The sequence below is a fragment of the Delftia sp. BGA-UO-ETr-SB1 genome (assembly GCF_059567865.1).
Map to the genome: position 1 here is coordinate 444,422 of NZ_JCAQOW010000004.1, position 16,750 is coordinate 461,171.

At 68.4% G+C, this 16,750-nt stretch carries 13 protein-coding genes; 4 read left to right on the forward strand and 9 right to left on the reverse strand.

What is annotated here, in order from left to right; all coding sequences use genetic code 11:
• Positions 1 to 3: 3 nt before the first annotated feature.
• The 3 genes from AC57B5_RS02545 to AC57B5_RS02555 all read right to left on the reverse strand — a co-directional run bounded on the left by AC57B5_RS02545 (position 4) and on the right by AC57B5_RS02555 (position 5,325).
• Positions 4 to 1,461: a biotin carboxylase gene (locus AC57B5_RS02545; protein WP_013802977.1), complete on the reverse strand. Its 1,458-nt coding sequence runs from the start codon at positions 1,459 to 1,461 to the stop codon at positions 4 to 6.
• Positions 1,458 to 4,361 (reverse strand): aminotransferase class I/II-fold pyridoxal phosphate-dependent enzyme, encoded by a 2,904-nt coding sequence (locus AC57B5_RS02550; protein WP_496398638.1) that lies wholly within the window; start codon positions 4,359 to 4,361, stop codon positions 1,458 to 1,460. Before AC57B5_RS02550 ends, AC57B5_RS02545 begins: the two co-directional genes overlap by 4 nt.
• A gap of 91 nt (positions 4,362 to 4,452) precedes the next feature.
• Positions 4,453 to 5,325: a carbon-nitrogen hydrolase family protein gene (locus tag AC57B5_RS02555; RefSeq protein WP_013802975.1), complete on the reverse strand. Its 873-nt coding sequence runs from the start codon at positions 5,323 to 5,325 to the stop codon at positions 4,453 to 4,455.
• Positions 5,326 to 5,557: 232 nt separating this feature from the next.
• Between AC57B5_RS02555 and pdxR the strand changes: the two genes are divergently transcribed.
• Positions 5,558 to 7,045 (forward strand): MocR-like pyridoxine biosynthesis transcription factor PdxR, encoded by a 1,488-nt coding sequence (gene pdxR / locus AC57B5_RS02560; protein ID WP_349613171.1) that lies wholly within the window; start codon positions 5,558 to 5,560, stop codon positions 7,043 to 7,045.
• 52 nt (positions 7,046 to 7,097) lie between these two features.
• Here the strand turns inward: pdxR and AC57B5_RS02565 are convergent, their stop codons facing one another.
• The 5 genes from AC57B5_RS02565 to AC57B5_RS02585 form a co-directional block, all read right to left on the reverse strand.
• Positions 7,098 to 9,347 carry a putative bifunctional diguanylate cyclase/phosphodiesterase gene (locus AC57B5_RS02565; RefSeq protein WP_496398639.1) on the reverse strand — a complete coding sequence of 750 codons (2,250 nt, stop codon included), beginning with the start codon at positions 9,345 to 9,347 and terminating at the stop codon, positions 7,098 to 7,100.
• 28 nt (positions 9,348 to 9,375) lie between these two features.
• Positions 9,376 to 10,116, reverse strand: a complete 741-nt coding sequence (locus tag AC57B5_RS02570; protein WP_012204881.1) for a GGDEF domain-containing protein — start codon at positions 10,114 to 10,116, stop codon at positions 9,376 to 9,378.
• Entirely contained in the window at positions 10,116 to 10,517 is a 402-nt protein-coding gene (locus tag AC57B5_RS02575) for a DUF1987 domain-containing protein (protein WP_238002991.1), read from the reverse strand. Before AC57B5_RS02575 ends, AC57B5_RS02570 begins: the two co-directional genes overlap by 1 nt.
• 68 nt (positions 10,518 to 10,585) lie before the next feature.
• Entirely contained in the window at positions 10,586 to 11,158 is a 573-nt protein-coding gene (locus AC57B5_RS02580; protein ID WP_496398640.1) for a SiaB family protein kinase, read from the reverse strand.
• 9 nt (positions 11,159 to 11,167) lie between these two features.
• Positions 11,168 to 12,400, reverse strand: a complete 1,233-nt coding sequence (locus tag AC57B5_RS02585; RefSeq protein WP_496398641.1) for a SpoIIE family protein phosphatase — start codon at positions 12,398 to 12,400, stop codon at positions 11,168 to 11,170.
• Positions 12,401 to 12,586: 186 nt separating this feature from the next.
• Between AC57B5_RS02585 and AC57B5_RS02590 the strand changes: the two genes are divergently transcribed.
• Positions 12,587 to 13,549, forward strand: coding sequence for a TauD/TfdA dioxygenase family protein (locus AC57B5_RS02590; protein ID WP_063326491.1), 963 nt, complete (start codon positions 12,587 to 12,589; stop codon positions 13,547 to 13,549).
• Positions 13,550 to 13,558: 9 nt separating this feature from the next.
• Here AC57B5_RS02590 and AC57B5_RS02595 read toward each other — a convergent pair whose 3' ends face one another.
• Complete coding sequence (locus tag AC57B5_RS02595) at positions 13,559 to 13,816, reverse strand: DUF2789 domain-containing protein (protein WP_012204886.1); 258 nt, start codon at positions 13,814 to 13,816, stop codon at positions 13,559 to 13,561.
• A 189-nt stretch (positions 13,817 to 14,005) separates the two neighbouring features.
• Here AC57B5_RS02595 and AC57B5_RS02600 point away from each other — a divergent pair, with 189 nt between their 5' ends.
• A complete protein-coding gene (locus AC57B5_RS02600) occupies positions 14,006 to 15,046 on the forward strand; it encodes a ligase-associated DNA damage response exonuclease (protein ID WP_496398642.1) in 1,041 nt (346 codons plus the stop codon).
• Complete coding sequence (locus AC57B5_RS02605; protein ID WP_034392261.1) at positions 15,043 to 16,734, forward strand: ATP-dependent DNA ligase; 1,692 nt, start codon at positions 15,043 to 15,045, stop codon at positions 16,732 to 16,734. Before AC57B5_RS02600 ends, AC57B5_RS02605 begins: the two co-directional genes overlap by 4 nt.
• The last annotated feature ends 16 nt before the right edge of the window (positions 16,735 to 16,750 follow it).

Consider the following 16,750-nt stretch of genomic DNA (forward strand, 5'->3'; position numbering starts at 1 on the left):
CCTTCAGAGGATCTTGAACGAGCCCGGCGCCGGCGCTGCGCCGGGCTGGGTGGCCAGGATGGGCTTGCCCGCGTAGTAGTTCTTGATGCCGCGTATCCAGTCGCGCGCCCGGATGTTGAGCTTGAAGTTGTCGTCCATCGAGCGGCCGCGCGTGATCAGGATGCCCAGGTCGGCGCCTTCGTAGCGGTAGTCGCCGGGGCCGGTGATGCGCAGGAAGAAGGCCTCGCGCTCGGTGTCTATGGCCTTGCGGTTGTAGTCGAAGCGCTGGTAGGCCACGCTGCCGTCCTCGCCCATGCGGTAGATGCCGGTGGCCGGAGCATGCGTGACCTGGTCGATGCGGTCCTCGTTGAACTTGAGCACCACCTGAGACCAGGAATCGATGAAATGCGGCTGGGCCCAGCGCTCGTTGATCTCCTTGACGTTCAGGTCGAACGGCACGCCCGAGAATTCGAGCAGGTGGAACAGGAACAGCGGCGCATCGGCGTAGGCGAAGGCGGCATGGTTGGTCATGGGGCTGGCGCCGCAGATGCGCGGGTTCAGCTCGCCCAGGTAGACCTCGCCGGTGTCGGTGTCGATCAGGAAGTCCAGGTCGAAGTAGCCGCGGTAGCCCTCGGCCAGCAACTGGTTGCCGAAGCGCTCGGCCATGTCGCGCGCCCTGGCGCGCACCTCCTCGGAGAAGGCGCCCGGGAACACCTCGTTGCCGCACCAGCCGCCCTTGTAGGGCGTGAGTTCGCGCGCGCCCACCACCTCGGTCAGCAGCGGCCCGACCAGGGTGCCCGACTGGGTGGCGCAGGCCTCCAGCGTGGCGCCGCGGCAGTTGATGCGCTTCATGATCTTGACCTCGGGGTCGTTGACGATCTCGTCCTTGTGCTTGTCGAAGTCCTCGCGCGAGGCGATGAAGAAGGTGGTGTGGCCCGAGTCGCCGAAGGCCGACTGCACCACCAGGTCCTTGCCCAGGCCGTGGCGTTCGGCGATCTGCATCAGGTGCTCGTAGCTGTCCACCTTCTCCAGCGCGTTGGGTACCGAGTACACGCCGGCCTTGTTGCCTATGCGCACGGTCTCCATCTTGTTGTCGCAGCGCTGGCGCAGCGCGGCTGGCGGAAACCAGACCTCCATGCCCAGCTCGCGGGCCAGGGCCTCGGTCTTCTCGTCGAACATCAGGAAGGTGGCGACCGGCTTGCCGCCGCGCCGCTCGATCAGGTCCACCACGTCCTTGTGCTGCAGCAGGTAGTTGTTGATGTCCTCGATGGACTCGAAGGGCTCGTGCGGCAGCTCCTGCGGCACGAAGGCGTTGGGGTGGCGGCCGTCGAAGCAGTCGATGTAGTTGATGTAGCGGAAGCGGTTGACCCAGCGGTCCATGCCCAGCAGGTTGAAGTTGGTGGCGCTGATGAAGTAGATGGGCCGCTCGTTGCGGTGGAACATCAGCAGCAGGTCGGCAACGCTTTTGACTTTGTTGTTCACTTCTTGCTCCTCGTCGTGGTCTTCTTCGGGGTGGGGGAAAGCGTGATCAGTTCAGGCTCGGGCTCGGGTCGGACCAGGCCCAGGCCTTCGTCGCCCGCCTGCGGCTGCGCCGCGCGGCCCGACAGCGCCAGCGCGGCGCGCGCGGCCGTGGCCTGGGCGGCGCGGTCCAGCGCGGCCCGGCTGAAGATGCGAAAGCCCAGCTCAGGCCGGAAGCCGTGGATCTCGCGCACATCGAGCGCGGCCATGAACTGCAGGATCTCGGCGCTGATCACCTGCCCGGGCACGAGGATGGGAAAGCCCGGCGGGTAAGGAATCACGAAGAGCGCGGACACCAGCTCGCGCCCCTCGGCGATGGCGCGCGCGGCCTCGGCCATGTCGATGTATTCGCAGTTGGTGTCGTCGTACGAGAGGAAGAAGGCGCTGCGGATGTCGCCGTCGCGCGTGCCTGCGCGGCCTTCGACGCTGCGGCCCCGGAAGGCGAAGTGGAAGCTGGAGAAATTGGGCAGCGGCGGCTGCTCCAGCGTGAGCGAGCGCACGCGCCTTTCATGGATGCGCCGCTCGATGGCGCTCAGGTCGGCCACGCGGGCGTCCACGTCGCGGGCAATCTTGATCAGCACCTCGATCAGGTAGGCGATGGCCGAGCGCGTGCTGCCGATGTTGGTCATGAACAGCACGGTGTTGCGCGAGGTCTTGTTGATCTGGATGCCGTACCTGTCCATCAACTCCTTGTTCTTGAAGGTGTCGCCGTCCATGCCCGTGGTGCCGATGACCAGGGTGGCGCGGCTGGGGTCGAGCACGAACTCGTCGCTGCGCCATGCCACCTCCAGGTTGTCCCAGCCCGTCTCGTCGTTGTAGTAGTTGTCCACGCCCGACTCGCGGTAGGCCAGCGGCACCAGGTCGCCGATGCGCAGGAAGCGGAAGTAGCGCCTGAGCAGGGGGTGGTGCAGCACCTGCTCGCGCAGGCTCATGGCCAGCTCCAGCTGGCGCTGGATCAGCTCGTAGCCCTCCAGTTCCACCTGGCGGCGGCCCACGTCCAGCGAGGCGAGGATCTGGTAGTTGGGCGAGGTCGAGGTGTGCGTCATGTACGCCTCGTGGAAGGACTCCTCGGCCTTGTCCTTGAAGTCCTGGTCCCAGATATGGATCATCGAGCCCTGGCGCAGCGCCGTCAGCGTCTTGTGCGTGGAATGCGTGGCGTAGACCCGGATGCGGGCCTTGGCGGGGTCGGGGATCAGGCGGGTCTCCAGCAACTGCTGGTCGTCCTCCCAGTCGGTGCTGGCGGCGAACTCGGCGTGGCGCCTGGCGTAGGCCGGGTCCTTGAAGGTCTCGCACAGCTTGGCGGCGCTGGCCATGGCCGTGCGCGGGCGGTAGATGGGATGGCAGCGCGCGAAGGCGAACCAGGCCTCGTCCCAGAGGAAGACCAGGTCGGGCTTGATGGCCAGGCATTCCGTCATCACGCGCTCCACGTCGTAGACGATGCCGTCGAAGGTGCAGTTGGTCAGCAGCACCATGCGCACGCGCTCCAGCGTGCCCGCGCGCCGAAAGCCCAGCAGGGTCTCCTTGATGTGGCGCAGCGGCACGGCGCCGTACATGGAGTACTGGTCCAGCGGATAGGAGTCCAGGTAGGCCACCTGGGCGCCCGCCAGCACCAGGCCGTAGTGGTGGGACTTGTGGCAGTTGCGGTCCACCAGCACGATGTCGTCGGGCCGCACCAGGGCCTGTACCACGATCTTGTTGCAGGTGGAGGTGCCGTTGGTGGCGAAGTAGGTGCGCCTGGCGCCGAAGGCGCGGGCCGCGTACTCCTGGGCCAGCTTGAGCGGGCCCACGGGATCCAGCAGCGAGTCCAGCCCGCCCGAGGTGGCCGAGGTCTCGGCCATGAACAGGTTCATGCCGTAGAACTGGGCCAGGTCCCCGATCCAGTTGCTGTTCATGATGGACTTGCCGCGCGCCAGCGGCAGCGCATGGAACACGCCCGTGGGCTGCTTGGCGTAGTCGCGCAGCGCGTGGAAGAAGGGCGTCCTGTGGCGCTCGCCCACGCCTTTCATGATGGCGCTGTACAGCTCGATGTGGTCTTCCTCGCCGAAGAAGATGCGCTTGAAGACCTCGCCCACGCGCGCGGCGATCTCCTCGACGCTGACATCGGTGACCAGGTACAGGTCCAGCTCGGGGCGCAGCTGCGCGATCTGGCGGCCCAGCAGCGGGCCGCGCTCGAACTCGGGCATGGCCTCGCTGTTGTCGTCCATGCCTTCCAGGAAGCGGCGCAGCATGCCGTTCCTGTTGACCGAGCGGAATGGAAAGCCGTGGCGTATCACCACGGCCTGCAGGTTGAAGTTGACCAGGGTGGCGATCAGCGCATCCTCGAAGCTGGGCACCACCACGATGTCGAACACGAAATCATCGTCGGCGCTGCGCTTGCGCTGCACGCGGCGGCGCAGCGCGTCTTCCTCGCTGGCCGACATTTCGTCGACGATCAGCACCTCGAAGTAAGGCCGCGTCAGCTGTGCCTGGCGCTCGCTGTCGGTCTCTATCTGCGAGGGCAGTTCGTTGTCGTTGTCCAGCGTGTTGGCGTCATGGCGGTAGGTGCGCGCAGCCAGCACGCGGTGGATGCGCCGCGCCGCCTGGTGGGCGCGTGCCAGTTCCTCGCGCTCTATCCACTGGCACAGCTCACCGAAGACCCGGCCCCCGGGAAAGGCCCAGTAGCTTTCGACCGGAGCCAGTGCGTCGATGATGGTCTGCACATGGGCCAGGCGGCTGGCACGCTCGGGGTGCTCGGGCGCCAGGATGGCCAGCCGGCTGAGATCGTCCACCAGGCTGATCCAGCCATCGGCACGCATTTCCCAGACGCTGCGGTGGCGGCTGAGGGAGGCACGGGCGCGCGTTTCGGTCGGGGGGCGGGATGTCATCGTTGTCTCCTGGTTTTTTGCCGCATCGCCCGGTGGCTTGCGGCTTTGTGGTGCTCTTGATGTCGATCGCTGGGAAAAGGGGCGTGTCAGGTCATTGGGGCTTGTCCAGTGCTCCCAGGCTGTGCAGGTAGGGGAAGTCGGTGCCGTCCTTGCGGTAGACGGTGAAATCGCAGTCGCGGTCGCGGAAGCTCTTGAGCGGCTGGCCCAGGTTGCTGCGCAGGCCGTGTTCGCGCTCGTGCCGCAGCCGGGCGAAGTCGACCTCGATGGGCATGATCTGGGCGCCGCTGTCGGCCTGGTGGAGCACGTAGCCCGAGGGGTCCACGATGATGGAGCGGCCCACGCCGCCGTCGCCCACGCCGTTCACATCGAAGAAATAGACCTGGTTGGTGACGGCCGAGGCGCGTGCGATGCACAGCTCCACATCGCGGTCGATGGTGTCCGTCATGGTGGGGTGCAGGATCACCTCGGCGCCCATGGCCACCAGCGTGCGCGTGGTTTCCGGAAACCACATGTCGTAGCAGATGGACACGCCGAAACGGCCCGCTCCAGGCACGTCGAACACGCAAAAGCCGGTGCCGCCGGCCACATCGCGCTCATAGGGCCTGAAGGGGAAGAGCTTGCGAAAACGCGTGACGACCTCGCCCTGCGGGTTGATGACGGGCGTGGTGTTGTAGACCACCGTGCCATCGGGGCCGGCCACGCTCTCGAACAGCGAGCCGGGAATCAGCCACAGGCCGGTTTCCCGGGCCAGCCCGCACAGCCGGTCCTCGGTGGGGCCGGGCAGCGGCTCGGCCCTGTCGTGCTTGGGGCCTAGCGCCGCCAGCTCGGAGAACAGCACCATGCGGACCCAGGGAAAACGCGAGCGGATGTGGCGCAGGTAGCCGGCCATGCGCTCCAGGTTGCTGTCGAAGGCGCAAACCTCCATCTGGACGCCGGCAATGCCGAAGGTGGTGGCTGTGCTCATGGCTGCACCTCCTGGCAGGCGGCTTGCCGGGCCGGCAGGGTGCCGCAACGAAAAGCTTTCAACTTCAAGGACATAGGCTGACTGAGGGGCGGAGGGAACCAGGCGGTACGCACAGGTCTTTGAAGTGTCTGGAGGCGGATCATTGAAAAAATATTCGGCTTTCACGCCTTCGATAGCTATACATGGGGGCGAGTCTATGTTCACATTGATCCCAACAAAAGAACCAAATACCGTGAACAAGAGAGAACCAATTTCCCGCGTTGGAAACGCCACGCTTCCGGACTTTGTCAATCGGCATTTCCAACGTAGCGATGCCGAGTACAACCACCGCCAGCTCTACCGCATCGTCAAGGAAGGCATCCTGGGCAAGGCCCTGCCGGCGGGCTCGCGGCTGCCCACCAGCCGCGAGCTGGCGCAGACGCTGGGCATTGCGCGCAACACCATCGTCCAGGTCTATGAGCAACTGGCGCTGGAGGGCCTGGTGCAGGCCGGCGTGGGGCGGGGCACCTATGTGGCCGAGGTGGCGCCGGCCTTCGTGAGCCAGCCGCCGTTGCCGCGCCGCCGTGGCACGCCGCTGTCGCGGCGCGGCAGCGCCATCGTGGGCGGGGCGCGGGCCAGCCACCTGCAGTGGGGCGCGTTCGCGCCGGGCGTGCCCGAACTGCGGCAGTTTCCGGCCGCGCTATGGAGCCGCCTGCACGCCCAGGCCTGGCGCGATCACAACCCGCTGCAACTGAGCTATGCCACGGGTGCGGGCCATCCCGCGCTGCGCGAAGCCATTGCCGAGCACTTGCAGGGCACGCGCGGCGTGGCCTGCAGCGCGGACCAGATCCTGGTGACCAGCGGCGCCCAGCAGGCGCTGCACCTGATTTCCCAGCTGCTGGCCGATCCTGGCGACACCGTCTGGCTGGAGGACCCCGGCTACTGGGGCGCACGCAGCGTGTTCCGCATGGCCGGCCTGCAACTGCAGCCCATCGCGCTGGACGGCGAGGGCCTGGCGCCCACGCCGCAGCAACTGAAGACACCGCCGCGGCTGATGTTCATCTCGCCCTCGCACCAGTACCCCAGCGGCGTGCTCATGGGCCATGGCAGAAGGCGCCAGCTGCTGGACTACGCGGTGGCCCAGCGGGTCTGGATCGTCGAGGACGACTACGACAGCGAGTTCCGCTTCACCTCGCGCCCGCTGCCGGCGCTGCAGGGCCTGGACGAGCATGGCCGCGTGATCTACCTGGGCACCTTCTCCAAGACCATGTTTCCCTCGCTGCGGCTGGCCTACCTCGTGCTGCCCAGCGACCTGGCCGACAGCTTTGCGCGCGCGCTGAGCGAGCTGTTCCGGGAGGGGCAGATCATGCAGCAGATCGTGCTGGCGCAGTTCATGCGGCAGGGCCACTACGTCAACCACATCCGCCGCATGCGCCAGGTCTACGGCGAGCGCCGGCGCGTGCTCATCGACGAGATAGGCCAGCGCCTGGGCACGGCGGTGACCGTGCAGGGCGGAGACGCGGGGCTGCACCTGGTGCTGGGCCTGCCGCCCGGCTCGGACGATGACGCCATTGCGCGGCAGGCACGCAAGCTGGGCGTTCTCACGCGGCCGCTGTCCCTGTACTCGCTCAGGCCCGATCCGGCCCGGGGCCTGGTGCTGGGCTACGGTGCCGTGACGGAGCAGGAGATCCGCCACAGCTTCGGCCTGCTGGCCGAGGTGATAGCGCCCCATCTGCCGTGAATGGGCGACGGGGCCCCTTCACTCCGGTGCGCCATTCACTCCGGCGCGCCATTCACTCCGGTGCGCCAGTGCGCCGGTGCAGCCAGCCCAGCAACTGCGCCTTGTCCATGGGCCGGGCAATGTGATAGCCCTGTCCCTCCTGGCAGCCCATGGCGCGCAGGGCCTGCCAGGCGCTGGCGTCCTCTATGCCTTCGGCCAGGACCTGCAGGCCGAGCTTGCGGCCCAGCTGGGCGATCATTTCGGCGATGCGCGCTTCCTGTGATTCGCCAAGCTGGCGCACGAAGCTGCGGTCGATCTTGATGCGGTCCAGCGGCAGGCGCTCCAGGTAGCTCAGCGAGGAGTAGCCGGTGCCGAAGTCGTCGATGGCAATGGTCACGCCCAGCGTGCGCAGGGCGCTGAGCGTGGCCTGCAGCAGCTGGGTGGGCAGGACCGCGACGGATTCGGTGATCTCCAGTTCCAGCTGCGCACCCTGCAGGCCGTGCTCTGCCAGGGCGTTGCTCACGGTCTGCAGAAAGCCCGGGTCCTGCAGCTGCACGGTGGAGACATTGACGGCCATGCGCCTGGGGGCGCGGCCGGCGTCCAGCAGTTCGCGCATGGTGCGGCAGGCCGTGGCCAGCACCCATTGGCCCAGCGGCACGATGAGGCCCGAATGCTCGGCCACCGGAATGAAGCGGTCGGGCGGCACGAAGCTGCCGTCCTGCCGGCGCCAGCGCAGCAGGGCCTCCAGGCCGACCAAGGCATGGGTTTCCAGGTCCACCTGGGGCTGGTAGACCAGGAAAAGCTGGGCGCCGTCGATGGCGGCGCGCAGGTCGGACAGCAGCAGGGCGCGGTCGCGCGCCTCCATGCCCATCTGCTCGGAGTACTCCAGCAGCTGGCCGCGGTGATCGCGCTTGGCGCGCTTGAGGGCGATGGTGGCGTCCTTGACCAGGTCGGTGCCGGCCTGGCGCTCATGGGGCAGGTACACGTAGCCGCAGGTCAGCGAGACCTTGTGCGGCACGCCGTCCACGGCCAGGGGCTGGCGGGCGCAGTCCAGCAACTGGGCCAGGGCCACCTCGTCGGTGGGGCCCAGGATGCCGAAGGTGTCCGATCCCACGCGCGCCAGCAGCACGCCTGCGGGCAGGGCGCTGGCCAGGCGGCGGGCCATGGCTTCGAGCAGGCGGTCGCCAAAGCGGTGGCCCATCACGTCGTTGGTGGCGCTGAAGTCGTCGATGTCCACCAGGGCCAGCACATGGTCACGCGTGCCGCGCCACACGCATTCGTCCACTTTTTCCACGAAGTGGGCGCGGTTGGGCAGGCAGACCAGGGGGTCGAAGTAGGCGGACTGGTGCAGGCGCTCCAGCAGGCCGCGGTTGTGCAGCAGCGTGCGCAGGTTGGCGCAGAAGACTTCGAGCAGCTGGCGGTCCAGTGCGCTGTGCGAGGCCGGCGCGTCGATGAAGACTGCCATGTCCTGCTCGTCGCCCCGGCCGATGTACAGCGCCACGCCGCGCTGCACGCCGTAGATGTTGCGGCGGGTCTGCAGCGCCTGGCGCAGCAGGCGCAGCCCGCGCGAGGCCAGCACGGTGGCGATGGGCTGGTCGATGAGCCGGGCGAATGGCCCCGTGGCCGCGAGCACGCGGTAGGGCTCGGCCGGGTGCGTGCCCTCCGAGCAGACCAGGCCTTCGCTGGCCACGCCCAGCAAGGTGGCCAGCTGGGTGATCACGCCCCGCGCGAAGGCGTGCAGATTGGTTTCCTCCAGCAGCGAGGCGCTGGAGCGCACCATCAGCTCCAGGCTGCGGCGGTTGGCCTCGATGGCGCACAGCTGCTCGTAGGAGCGCACGGCGGTCACCACGATGGCCAGCAGCCGGTCGGGCGTGAGTTCGGTCTTGGTGCGGCAGTCGTTGATGTCGTAGCGCAGCAGGGTTTCCAGGTCGGGCGCCTGGCCCGGGCGGCCGGTGCGCAGCACGATGCGGCTGTTGCGCAGGCCGGCCGTGTAGCGGATGAAGTCCACCAGGTCCAGCCCGGCGCCCGTGCCATCGGTCACGGCGTCGAGCACCACCACGGCCAGGTCCTGCTCGCTGCGCAGCAGATTGCGCGCCTGCGTGCCGGAGCGGGCGTAGAGGAACACCAGCGGCCGGCCGAACAGGCTGTGGCCTTCCAGCGCCAGGCGGAAGGCGGCGTGTACGTCGGGGTCGCTGTCCACGATCAGCACCCGCCATTCAGGCCCGGGCACGGGCGATGGCGGGGGCGGCTGCAGAGCCGGCTGCAGGAGGGCGGGAGCAGGGGCGGGCGCCCTGGGCGCCCGTGCGCGCATCACGAAACTCATGCCTCAGCCCTGTCTGTGTCCGCGCCGCTCAGGCCGTGGCATGGTCTGCCGCGCGCACGACCTGGTTGCGCCCGCTGCGCTTGGCGGCGTACAGCGCCTCGTCGGCCAGGCTGTAGGCGTCGTCGAAGCGGCCGCCGCTCGGGCGCCAGCTCACGCCGAAGCTGGCCGTGATGCAGCTGGCGTCGGGCAGGCCGAAGGGATGGGCCTCGATGGCGGCGCGCACCTGCTCGGCCACGCACACGGCGCCGTCGCTGTCGTGCTGGGGCAGCAGCACGGTGAATTCCTCGCCGCCCACGCGGCCGATGTGGGCCGTGGCCGGCACGGCGGCCTTGAGGCAGCGCACCACGCCCAGGATCACGCTGTCGCCCACGGGGTGGCCGAAGCTGTCGTTCACGCGCTTGAAGTGGTCTATGTCCAGCACGATCAGGGCCAGCCCCTGCTGGGTGAAGTGGCGGTTCACGCGCTCGATGATGGCCGCGCGGTTGAGCACGCCGGTCAGCGGGTCGTGCGTGGCGCGGTATTCCAGCTCGCCGGCCAGCTCCTGCAGGCGCTGGTTGAGCTGGGTCATCTCCAGCTCGGCCCGGTCGCTGCGGCGCACCAGCCGGCGCGTTTCGCGCAGCAGGCGCTCATAGGCGGTCAGCAGCACGCCCAGGGCCTGGTGGCAGGCCTGGGCGCCGGCTTCTTCGCCCCGGTCATGGGCGGCGCGGGCCGCCAAAAGGGCCTGGTGCTCGGCATCGAAGAGGTCCGCGGGAGCGGCCACGGTGTCCATCACGCCGCCTTCACGGGGTGGCTGGTGAAGGCGATGGCGGGAAAGTCGTCGCGCAGCTCCTCGCCAAACTCGCAGATGGTGTCGTCTTCCTCGTCGTGGTACCAGTGCAGGGCCACGGGCCGGCCGGCCTCGGCGGCGCCGCTCAGTGCCTCGATCAGGTTGAACAGCATCTTGGTGCTGGAGCTGTTGAAGTAGGCTAGCGCGATGTGCACCTCGATGCGCGCCTGCTGCTGCGCCGGCTGCGGCTGGGCCAGGTAGTCCTTGAGGCGGGCCAGGATGCCGCCGTAGAAGGCGGCGGCGTTCTCGGGATAGGACTCGCCACGCAGGTGCAGCGTGTGCGTGTCGAACTGGAAGTCCACTTCCGGGGAACTGGGAGTCGGTGCGATGTAGAGGTTGTCCATGCGTGATCTCGGTGCGTTGTCCGTGCCTGCGGGCCGGGCCTGTCCAGGCCTGGTGCCGGAGCGACGGCTCAGAGCGTGGCTTTCAGGTAGAAGACGGGCCGGCCGTCCACGGTCTGGGCGGGATCGAAGTCGAACTGCAGCGGCTCGCGCGCATCGCGGGCCAGGGTCAGGAAACCCATGCCCGCGCCCTTGCTGCCTTCGGGCGCGTCATCGCGCAGCGACTGGCGGCAGGCCTTCTTGATCTCGTCCAGCGTCATGCTGCGCAGGGCGTCGAGCTTGGCGCGCAGTGCCTCGCCCATGCCCGGCTCGATGGGGTTGGCGCACAGCAGCACGAAGCTGCCGTCGTCCTCGCGGCGGATGCAGACCGCGCCGTGGCGCAGTTCGCCATCGTCCAGGTGGGGCGGGGTCAGGGCATCGGCCGAGTAATGGATGATGTTCTGCGCCATCTCGACAAAGGACGAGAACAGCTTGCGCCGCGTGGGGCCCGGCACGCCGGCCACTTCCAGCTGCAGCCGCACGGCCTCGGCCATGGCCGCGACGATGTTCTGCGAGAAGTAGCCCACGTAGTAGAAGATCACCTGGTGCTGGCGCGCCAGGTGGAAGAAGCTGCCGTACTTGTCGGCGATCTGTGCGGAGGGCATGGGAGGCATTCAGGTTCTGAAGCAGAAAAAGGTCAGGTCGTCGCGGCGGTGGTGCTCGCCCTGCCAGGCCTGCAGGGCGTCCAGCAGGGCGCGGTTGATCTCGGCGGGCGTGCGGCCGGCCTGCTCCAGCAGCAGCTCGCGCACGCGCTTCTTGCCGAAGGTGATGCCGCGCGGGCCGCCGACCTGGTCGATCAGGCCGTCGGTGGTGATGAAGACCAGGGTGGCGGCGGGCAGCTCCAGGTCGATGTTGTTCCAGGCGAAGTCGAACTCGCTGTCCACATAGCCCACGCCCTTGCGCTGGCCATCGAGCACCTCCACCGCCTCGGCGCCGGGGCGCAGCACGAACAGCGCAAGACGCGCGCCTGCAAAGCGCAGGCGCCGGTGCGCGGGCTCGAACCAGAAGCAGGCCGCGTCCAGCCCGTCGTCAGAGCCGGGCGTGCCATCCTTGCCGTCGAGCTGGCCCAGCATCTGCTTGACGCTGCGGTTCACCTGGCCCAGCAGCGCGGCCGGGTCGCGCGGGCCGTGCTCCTTGATGGCCTGGCTCAGGCTGCTGGTGGCGATCAGCGTCATGAAGGCGCCGGGCACGCCGTGGCCTGTGCAATCGGCCACGGTGGCAAACCAGCCATCACCGTCCTGGCTGAACTGGTAGAAGTCGCCGCCGACCACATCGCGCGGCTCCCAGACCAGGTCGGCGCCGGGGCAGGCGCGGGCCAGGGAGTCGCGCGAGCTGCGCAGCAGCGACTGCTGGATCACGCTGGCGTATTCGATGCTGTGCATGATCTGGCGGTTGCGCGCCACCTGCATGTCCGCCACCGCGCGCATCAGCTGCAGACCGTTGCCCACGCCCGCGAACAGGCCGTCGCGCGTGATGATGAAGCCATCGGTCAGCGCCTTTTCGCCGTACTCCACGGTCTTCACGGTCAGGGTGTCTATGTCGGTGGAGGCATCGACCACCAGCGGCTCCTTGTCCATGAAGGCGATGCAGCTCTTCTTGCCGTACAGCTCCATGCGAAACGGCTTGCTGAACTGGGACAGGAAGATGCTGCGGTTGATCAGGCCGATGGGGCGGTTGCCCTCCACCACGGGCAGGCTGATCAGGTCCCGGTGGCGCGTGAAGACCTCGAGCACCTTCTCGTTGGTCTCGTCGGCGGTCATGCAGGGAACGGGGGTACACAGGTCCGCTGCGCTGGGTGGGCGGAAACGTGGCCTGGAATCGCTCAGGTAGGCGCGGGACTCATCCATGGAAGGCACATCGCAAAATTGTTAAGGAATGTTACGTTTTCCTTGTTGCAGTTTTGTGACGCGCACGGCCCTGGTTGGCATGCACTTGTCTTGCGCATAACCATGCGCCAAAAGCTTCGTTGTGGCGTGGCAGGGCGGTTCCTAGCATGGGGGCTTCCACCCATGCAAGCACTGAGGAGAGACGCCGTGAACGCTGTCACCGAAGCCAGCCACCTGAGCACCGTGGCCCAAGACCTGGAGCAGGACCGGCAACAGCCGCTGCAGATCCAGCCCCTGTCCGGCCGCATAGGCGCCGTGGTCCACGGCGCCAGGCTGTCGGGCGAGCTGGCGGCCGAACAGTTCACGCAGATCCATGCGGCCCTGCTGCGCCACCGCGTGCTGTTCTTCCGGGGCCAGCACCATCTGACGGATGCATCGCACCAGGCCTTCGGGCGGCTGTTCGGCGAGATCGAATCGCACCCCACCGTGCCTGCCCCGGACGGCACGGCCTTTCTGGAGCTCAATTCCCAGCATGGCGGCCGCGCCGATTCCTGGCATACCGACGTCACCTTCAAGGCGGCCTTTCCCAAGGTCTGCGTGCTGCGCGCCGTCACGCTGCCCGGCCATGGCGGCGACACCGTCTGGGCCAATACCGTGGCTGCCTATGAGGGCCTGCCCGAGCCGCTCAGGCAACTGGCCGAGCAGCTGTGGGCCGTGCATGGCAACGACTACGACTACGCCGAGAACTTCCGCCAGAACGCGGCCAGCCAGACCGAGACCGCAGGCCGCGCCAGCTACCGCAAGGTGTTCACGCGCAAGACCATCGAGTCGGAGCAGCCGCTGGTGCATGTGCACCCCGAGACCGGAGAGAAGGCGCTGCTGCTGGGCCACTTCGCCAAGCGCATCAAGGGCCTGCGCGCCAATGAATCGACGGCGCTGCTGCAGCTGTTCAACGAACGCATCATCCGGCTGGAGAACACCGTGCGCTGGCAGTGGGCGCAGGGCGACGTGGCCATCTGGGACAACCGCGCCACGCAGCACTACGCCATCAACGACTACGGCGATGCCCACCGCGTGGTGCGCCGCGTCACCGTGACCGGCACCGTGGCCACCAGCGTGGACGGCCGCCACAGCGTGGACATCACGGTGCCCGAGCCGCTGGCGGCCTGACTGCCCGTGCTATCGGGCAGCGCGCTGCCTGACCGCGTCTTCGTGCAGCGACTCGCTGAGCTGGTCCACGACGATGGACCACGACGCATCGGCCTTGAGCTGCTCGGCCAGGAACTGGCGCTGCGCGTCGCTCCAGTAGGGCGCATCCACCACATCCACATCGGCGGCCAGCTGGTGCGCGCGGATGAAATCGGCAATGGCCTGGTCACTGGCATCCAGGCCCAGCTGCAGGAAGAGATTGGACATGCGTACGACGGAGTTGTTCATGAAGGCGTGTGGATGTGTGTGGGTTGAGAGGGCGCTATCTTCCCCGATTTGACCGGCCCTGCGGACCGGTTGCGGTCATTCGTTGCGCGGGTAGGTGCAGGCTGACAGCCTGCCGCGCTCCGGGCCAGCGTGCGCGCGGCGACCGCCCCACTAGCATGGGGACATGATCACTGCTTTCCCCGTTTCCGCATGGCCGCCGACCTGATCGTGGCCCGCCCCGAAGGCCTGTACTGCGCGGCCGGCGACTTCTACATCGACCCCTGGCGGCCCGTGGACCGGGCCGTGATCACGCATGGCCACTCCGACCACGCGCGCGCCGGCCACGCCCATTACCTGGCCCATGACGACAGCGAGGGCGTGCTGCGCGCACGGCTGGGGGTGGACATCACGCTGCAGACCCTGCCGTATGGCGAAGCCATCGATCACCACGGCGTGCGCATCTCCCTGCACCCGGCCGGCCATGTGCTGGGATCGGCCCAGGTGCGGCTGGAGCATGGCGGCCAGGTCTGGGTGGCATCGGGCGACTACAAGACCGAGGCCGATGGCACCTGCACCCCCTTCGAGCCCGTGCGCTGCGACACCTTCATCACCGAATCCACCTTCGGCCTGCCCATCTACCGCTGGCCCCGCCAGCCCGAGCTCATGGCCGACATCAACGCCTGGTGGCAAGCCAATGCGGCCCAGGGCCGGCCCTCGGTGCTGCTGTGCTATGCCTTCGGCAAGGCCCAGCGCATCCTGCACGGGGTGGACCGCCGCATCGGCCCCATCGTCGTGCATGGCGCGGTGGAGCCGCTCAATGCCGTGTACCGCGCCGCAGGCGTGGACCTGACGCCCACGCTGCGCGTGACCGACCCCGGCGTGGATGCACAGCTGCTCAAGACCGCCCTGGTGCTGGCGCCGCCTTCGGCGCAGGGCACGCCGTGGATGCGCCGCTTTCCCGGCCATTCCGATGCCTTTGCCAGCGGCTGGATGCAGCTGCGCGGCACGCGCCGGCGCCGTGGCGTGGACCGGGGCTTTGTCATGTCCGACCATGCCGACTGGCCCGGCCTGCAGTACGCCATAGGCGCCACGGGCGCCGAGCGTGTCTTCGTCACGCATGGCAGCGTGGCGGTGCTGGTGCGCTGGCTGCGCGAGCAGGGCCTGGATGCGCAAGCCTTCCAGACCGAATACGGCGATGAGGACGAAGCTCCCGCCGCCCAGGCTGCACCGGACGAGGCGCCCGCGCCATGAAGGATTTCGCCGCCCTCTACCGCGCGCTGGACGCCAGCACCGCCAGCCGCGACAAGCAGGCCGCGCTGCAGGCCTATCTGCGCGCCGCCGCGCCTGCCGATGCGGCCTGGGCCGTCTACTTCCTGGCCGGCGGCAAGCCGCGCCAGCTGGTGCCCACCAAGGTCTTGAAGGAGCTGGCGCGCGAGGCTGCCGGCCTGCCCGAATGGCTGTTCGACGAAAGCTACGAGGCCGTGGGCGACCTGGCCGAAACCATTGCGCTGCTGCTGCCGCCACCCGGTGACGCGCACGACCTGGGCCTGGCCGCCTGGGTCACGGACCACCTGCTGCCGCTGCGCGGCATGGCGCCCGAGGCGCTGGCGGATACGCTGCGCATGCAATGGGCGCGGCTGGCGGCCGATGAGCGGCTGGTCTACTTCAAGCTGATCACTGGTGCCTTCCGGGTCGGCGTGTCGCGGCTGCAGGTCACGCAGGCGCTGGCGGCCGTCAGCGGGGTGGATGCCAAGCGCATCGCCCAGCGGCTCATGGGCTACACCCACATCGGCGCGCGGCCCGGGGCAGCCGACTACCTGCGGCTGGTGGCAGGCGAGGAAGAGGGCGATGACGCGCATTCGGGCGAAGCCCGTGGCCACCCCTATCCCTTCTTCCTGGCCCATCCGCTGCAGTTGCCGCTGGAGCAGTTCGACGCCGTGCTGGGCCCGCCGTCCCAATGGGTGGTGGAGTGGAAATGGGACGGCATACGCGCCCAGATCGTGCGGCGCGGCAGCGGTGACGCGCTGGGCACCTGGATCTGGTCGCGCGGCGAGGAACTGGTGAGCGAGCGCTTCCCCGAGCTGCAGGCCATGGGCGATGCCTTGCCTGCGGGCACCGTGATCGACGGCGAGATCGTCGTCTGGGCCGCGCAGCAGGGCGAGGCGCCCGCCCATGTGCGCCCCTTTGCCGACCTGCAAAAGCGCATAGGCCGCAAGACCCTGGGCCCCAAGCTGCTGCGCGAGCTGCCCGTGGTGCTGCTGGCCTATGACTTGCTGGAGGAGGGCGGCCAGGACCTGCGCGCGCTGCCCCAGCATGAACGGCGCGCGCGGCTGGAGCGGCTGGTGGCCCTGGTGGCGCACCCGGCGCTGCTGCCCAGCCCCGTGCTGGCAGGTGACAACTGGCAGGCCCTGGCCGAACTTCGCGAGCAGGCCCGTTCCCTGGGTGTGGAGGGCATGATGCTCAAGGCCCGCGATGCCGCCTACGGCGTGGGCCGCACCAAGGACAGCGGCGTGTGGTGGAAGTGGAAGATCGATCCGCTGAGCGTGGATGCCGTGCTCATCTATGCGCAGCGCGGCCATGGCCGTCGCGCCAGCCTCTACAGCGACTACACCTTTGCCGTCTGGAACGCGCCGCCCGGCACCGAGGGCCGCGCCCTCGTGCCCTTCGCCAAGGCCTATTCGGGCCTGACCGATGCCGAAATGGCACGCGTGGACGCCGTCATCCGCAAGACCACGGTGGAGAGCTTCGGCCCCGTGCGCAGCGTGCGGCCCACCCTGGTGTTCGAGCTGGGCTTCGAGGGCATTGCGCGCAGCGCACGCCACAAGAGCGGCATTGCCGTGCGCTTTCCGCGCATGCTGCGCTGGCGCGAGGACAAGCCTGTGCAGGAGGCCGACTCCATCGACACGCTGGCCGCCCTGCTGCCGCACTCCGACCCGTGACCGATGAATGACCGAC

Bases quoted from the DNA above. Each gene is read 5' to 3' on its own strand.
- AC57B5_RS02550 (WP_496398638.1), bottom strand. From the start codon at position 4,361: ATGACATCCCGCCCCCCGACCGAAACGCGCGCCCGTGCCTCCCTCAGC.
- AC57B5_RS02555 (WP_013802975.1), bottom strand. From the start codon at position 5,325: ATGAGCACAGCCACCACCTTCGGCATTGCCGGCGTCCAGATGGAGGTT.
- AC57B5_RS02565 (WP_496398639.1), bottom strand. From the start codon at position 9,347: ATGAGTTTCGTGATGCGCGCACGGGCGCCCAGGGCGCCCGCCCCTGCT.
- AC57B5_RS02570 (WP_012204881.1), bottom strand. From the start codon at position 10,116: ATGGACACCGTGGCCGCTCCCGCGGACCTCTTCGATGCCGAGCACCAG.
- AC57B5_RS02575 (WP_238002991.1), bottom strand. From the start codon at position 10,517: ATGGACAACCTCTACATCGCACCGACTCCCAGTTCCCCGGAAGTGGAC.
- AC57B5_RS02580 (WP_496398640.1), bottom strand. From the start codon at position 11,158: ATGCCCTCCGCACAGATCGCCGACAAGTACGGCAGCTTCTTCCACCTG.
- AC57B5_RS02585 (WP_496398641.1), bottom strand. From the start codon at position 12,400: ATGGATGAGTCCCGCGCCTACCTGAGCGATTCCAGGCCACGTTTCCGC.
- AC57B5_RS02595 (WP_012204886.1), bottom strand. From the start codon at position 13,816: ATGAACAACTCCGTCGTACGCATGTCCAATCTCTTCCTGCAGCTGGGC.
- AC57B5_RS02600 (WP_496398642.1), top strand. From the start codon at position 14,006: ATGGCCGCCGACCTGATCGTGGCCCGCCCCGAAGGCCTGTACTGCGCG.
- AC57B5_RS02605 (WP_034392261.1), top strand. From the start codon at position 15,043: ATGAAGGATTTCGCCGCCCTCTACCGCGCGCTGGACGCCAGCACCGCC.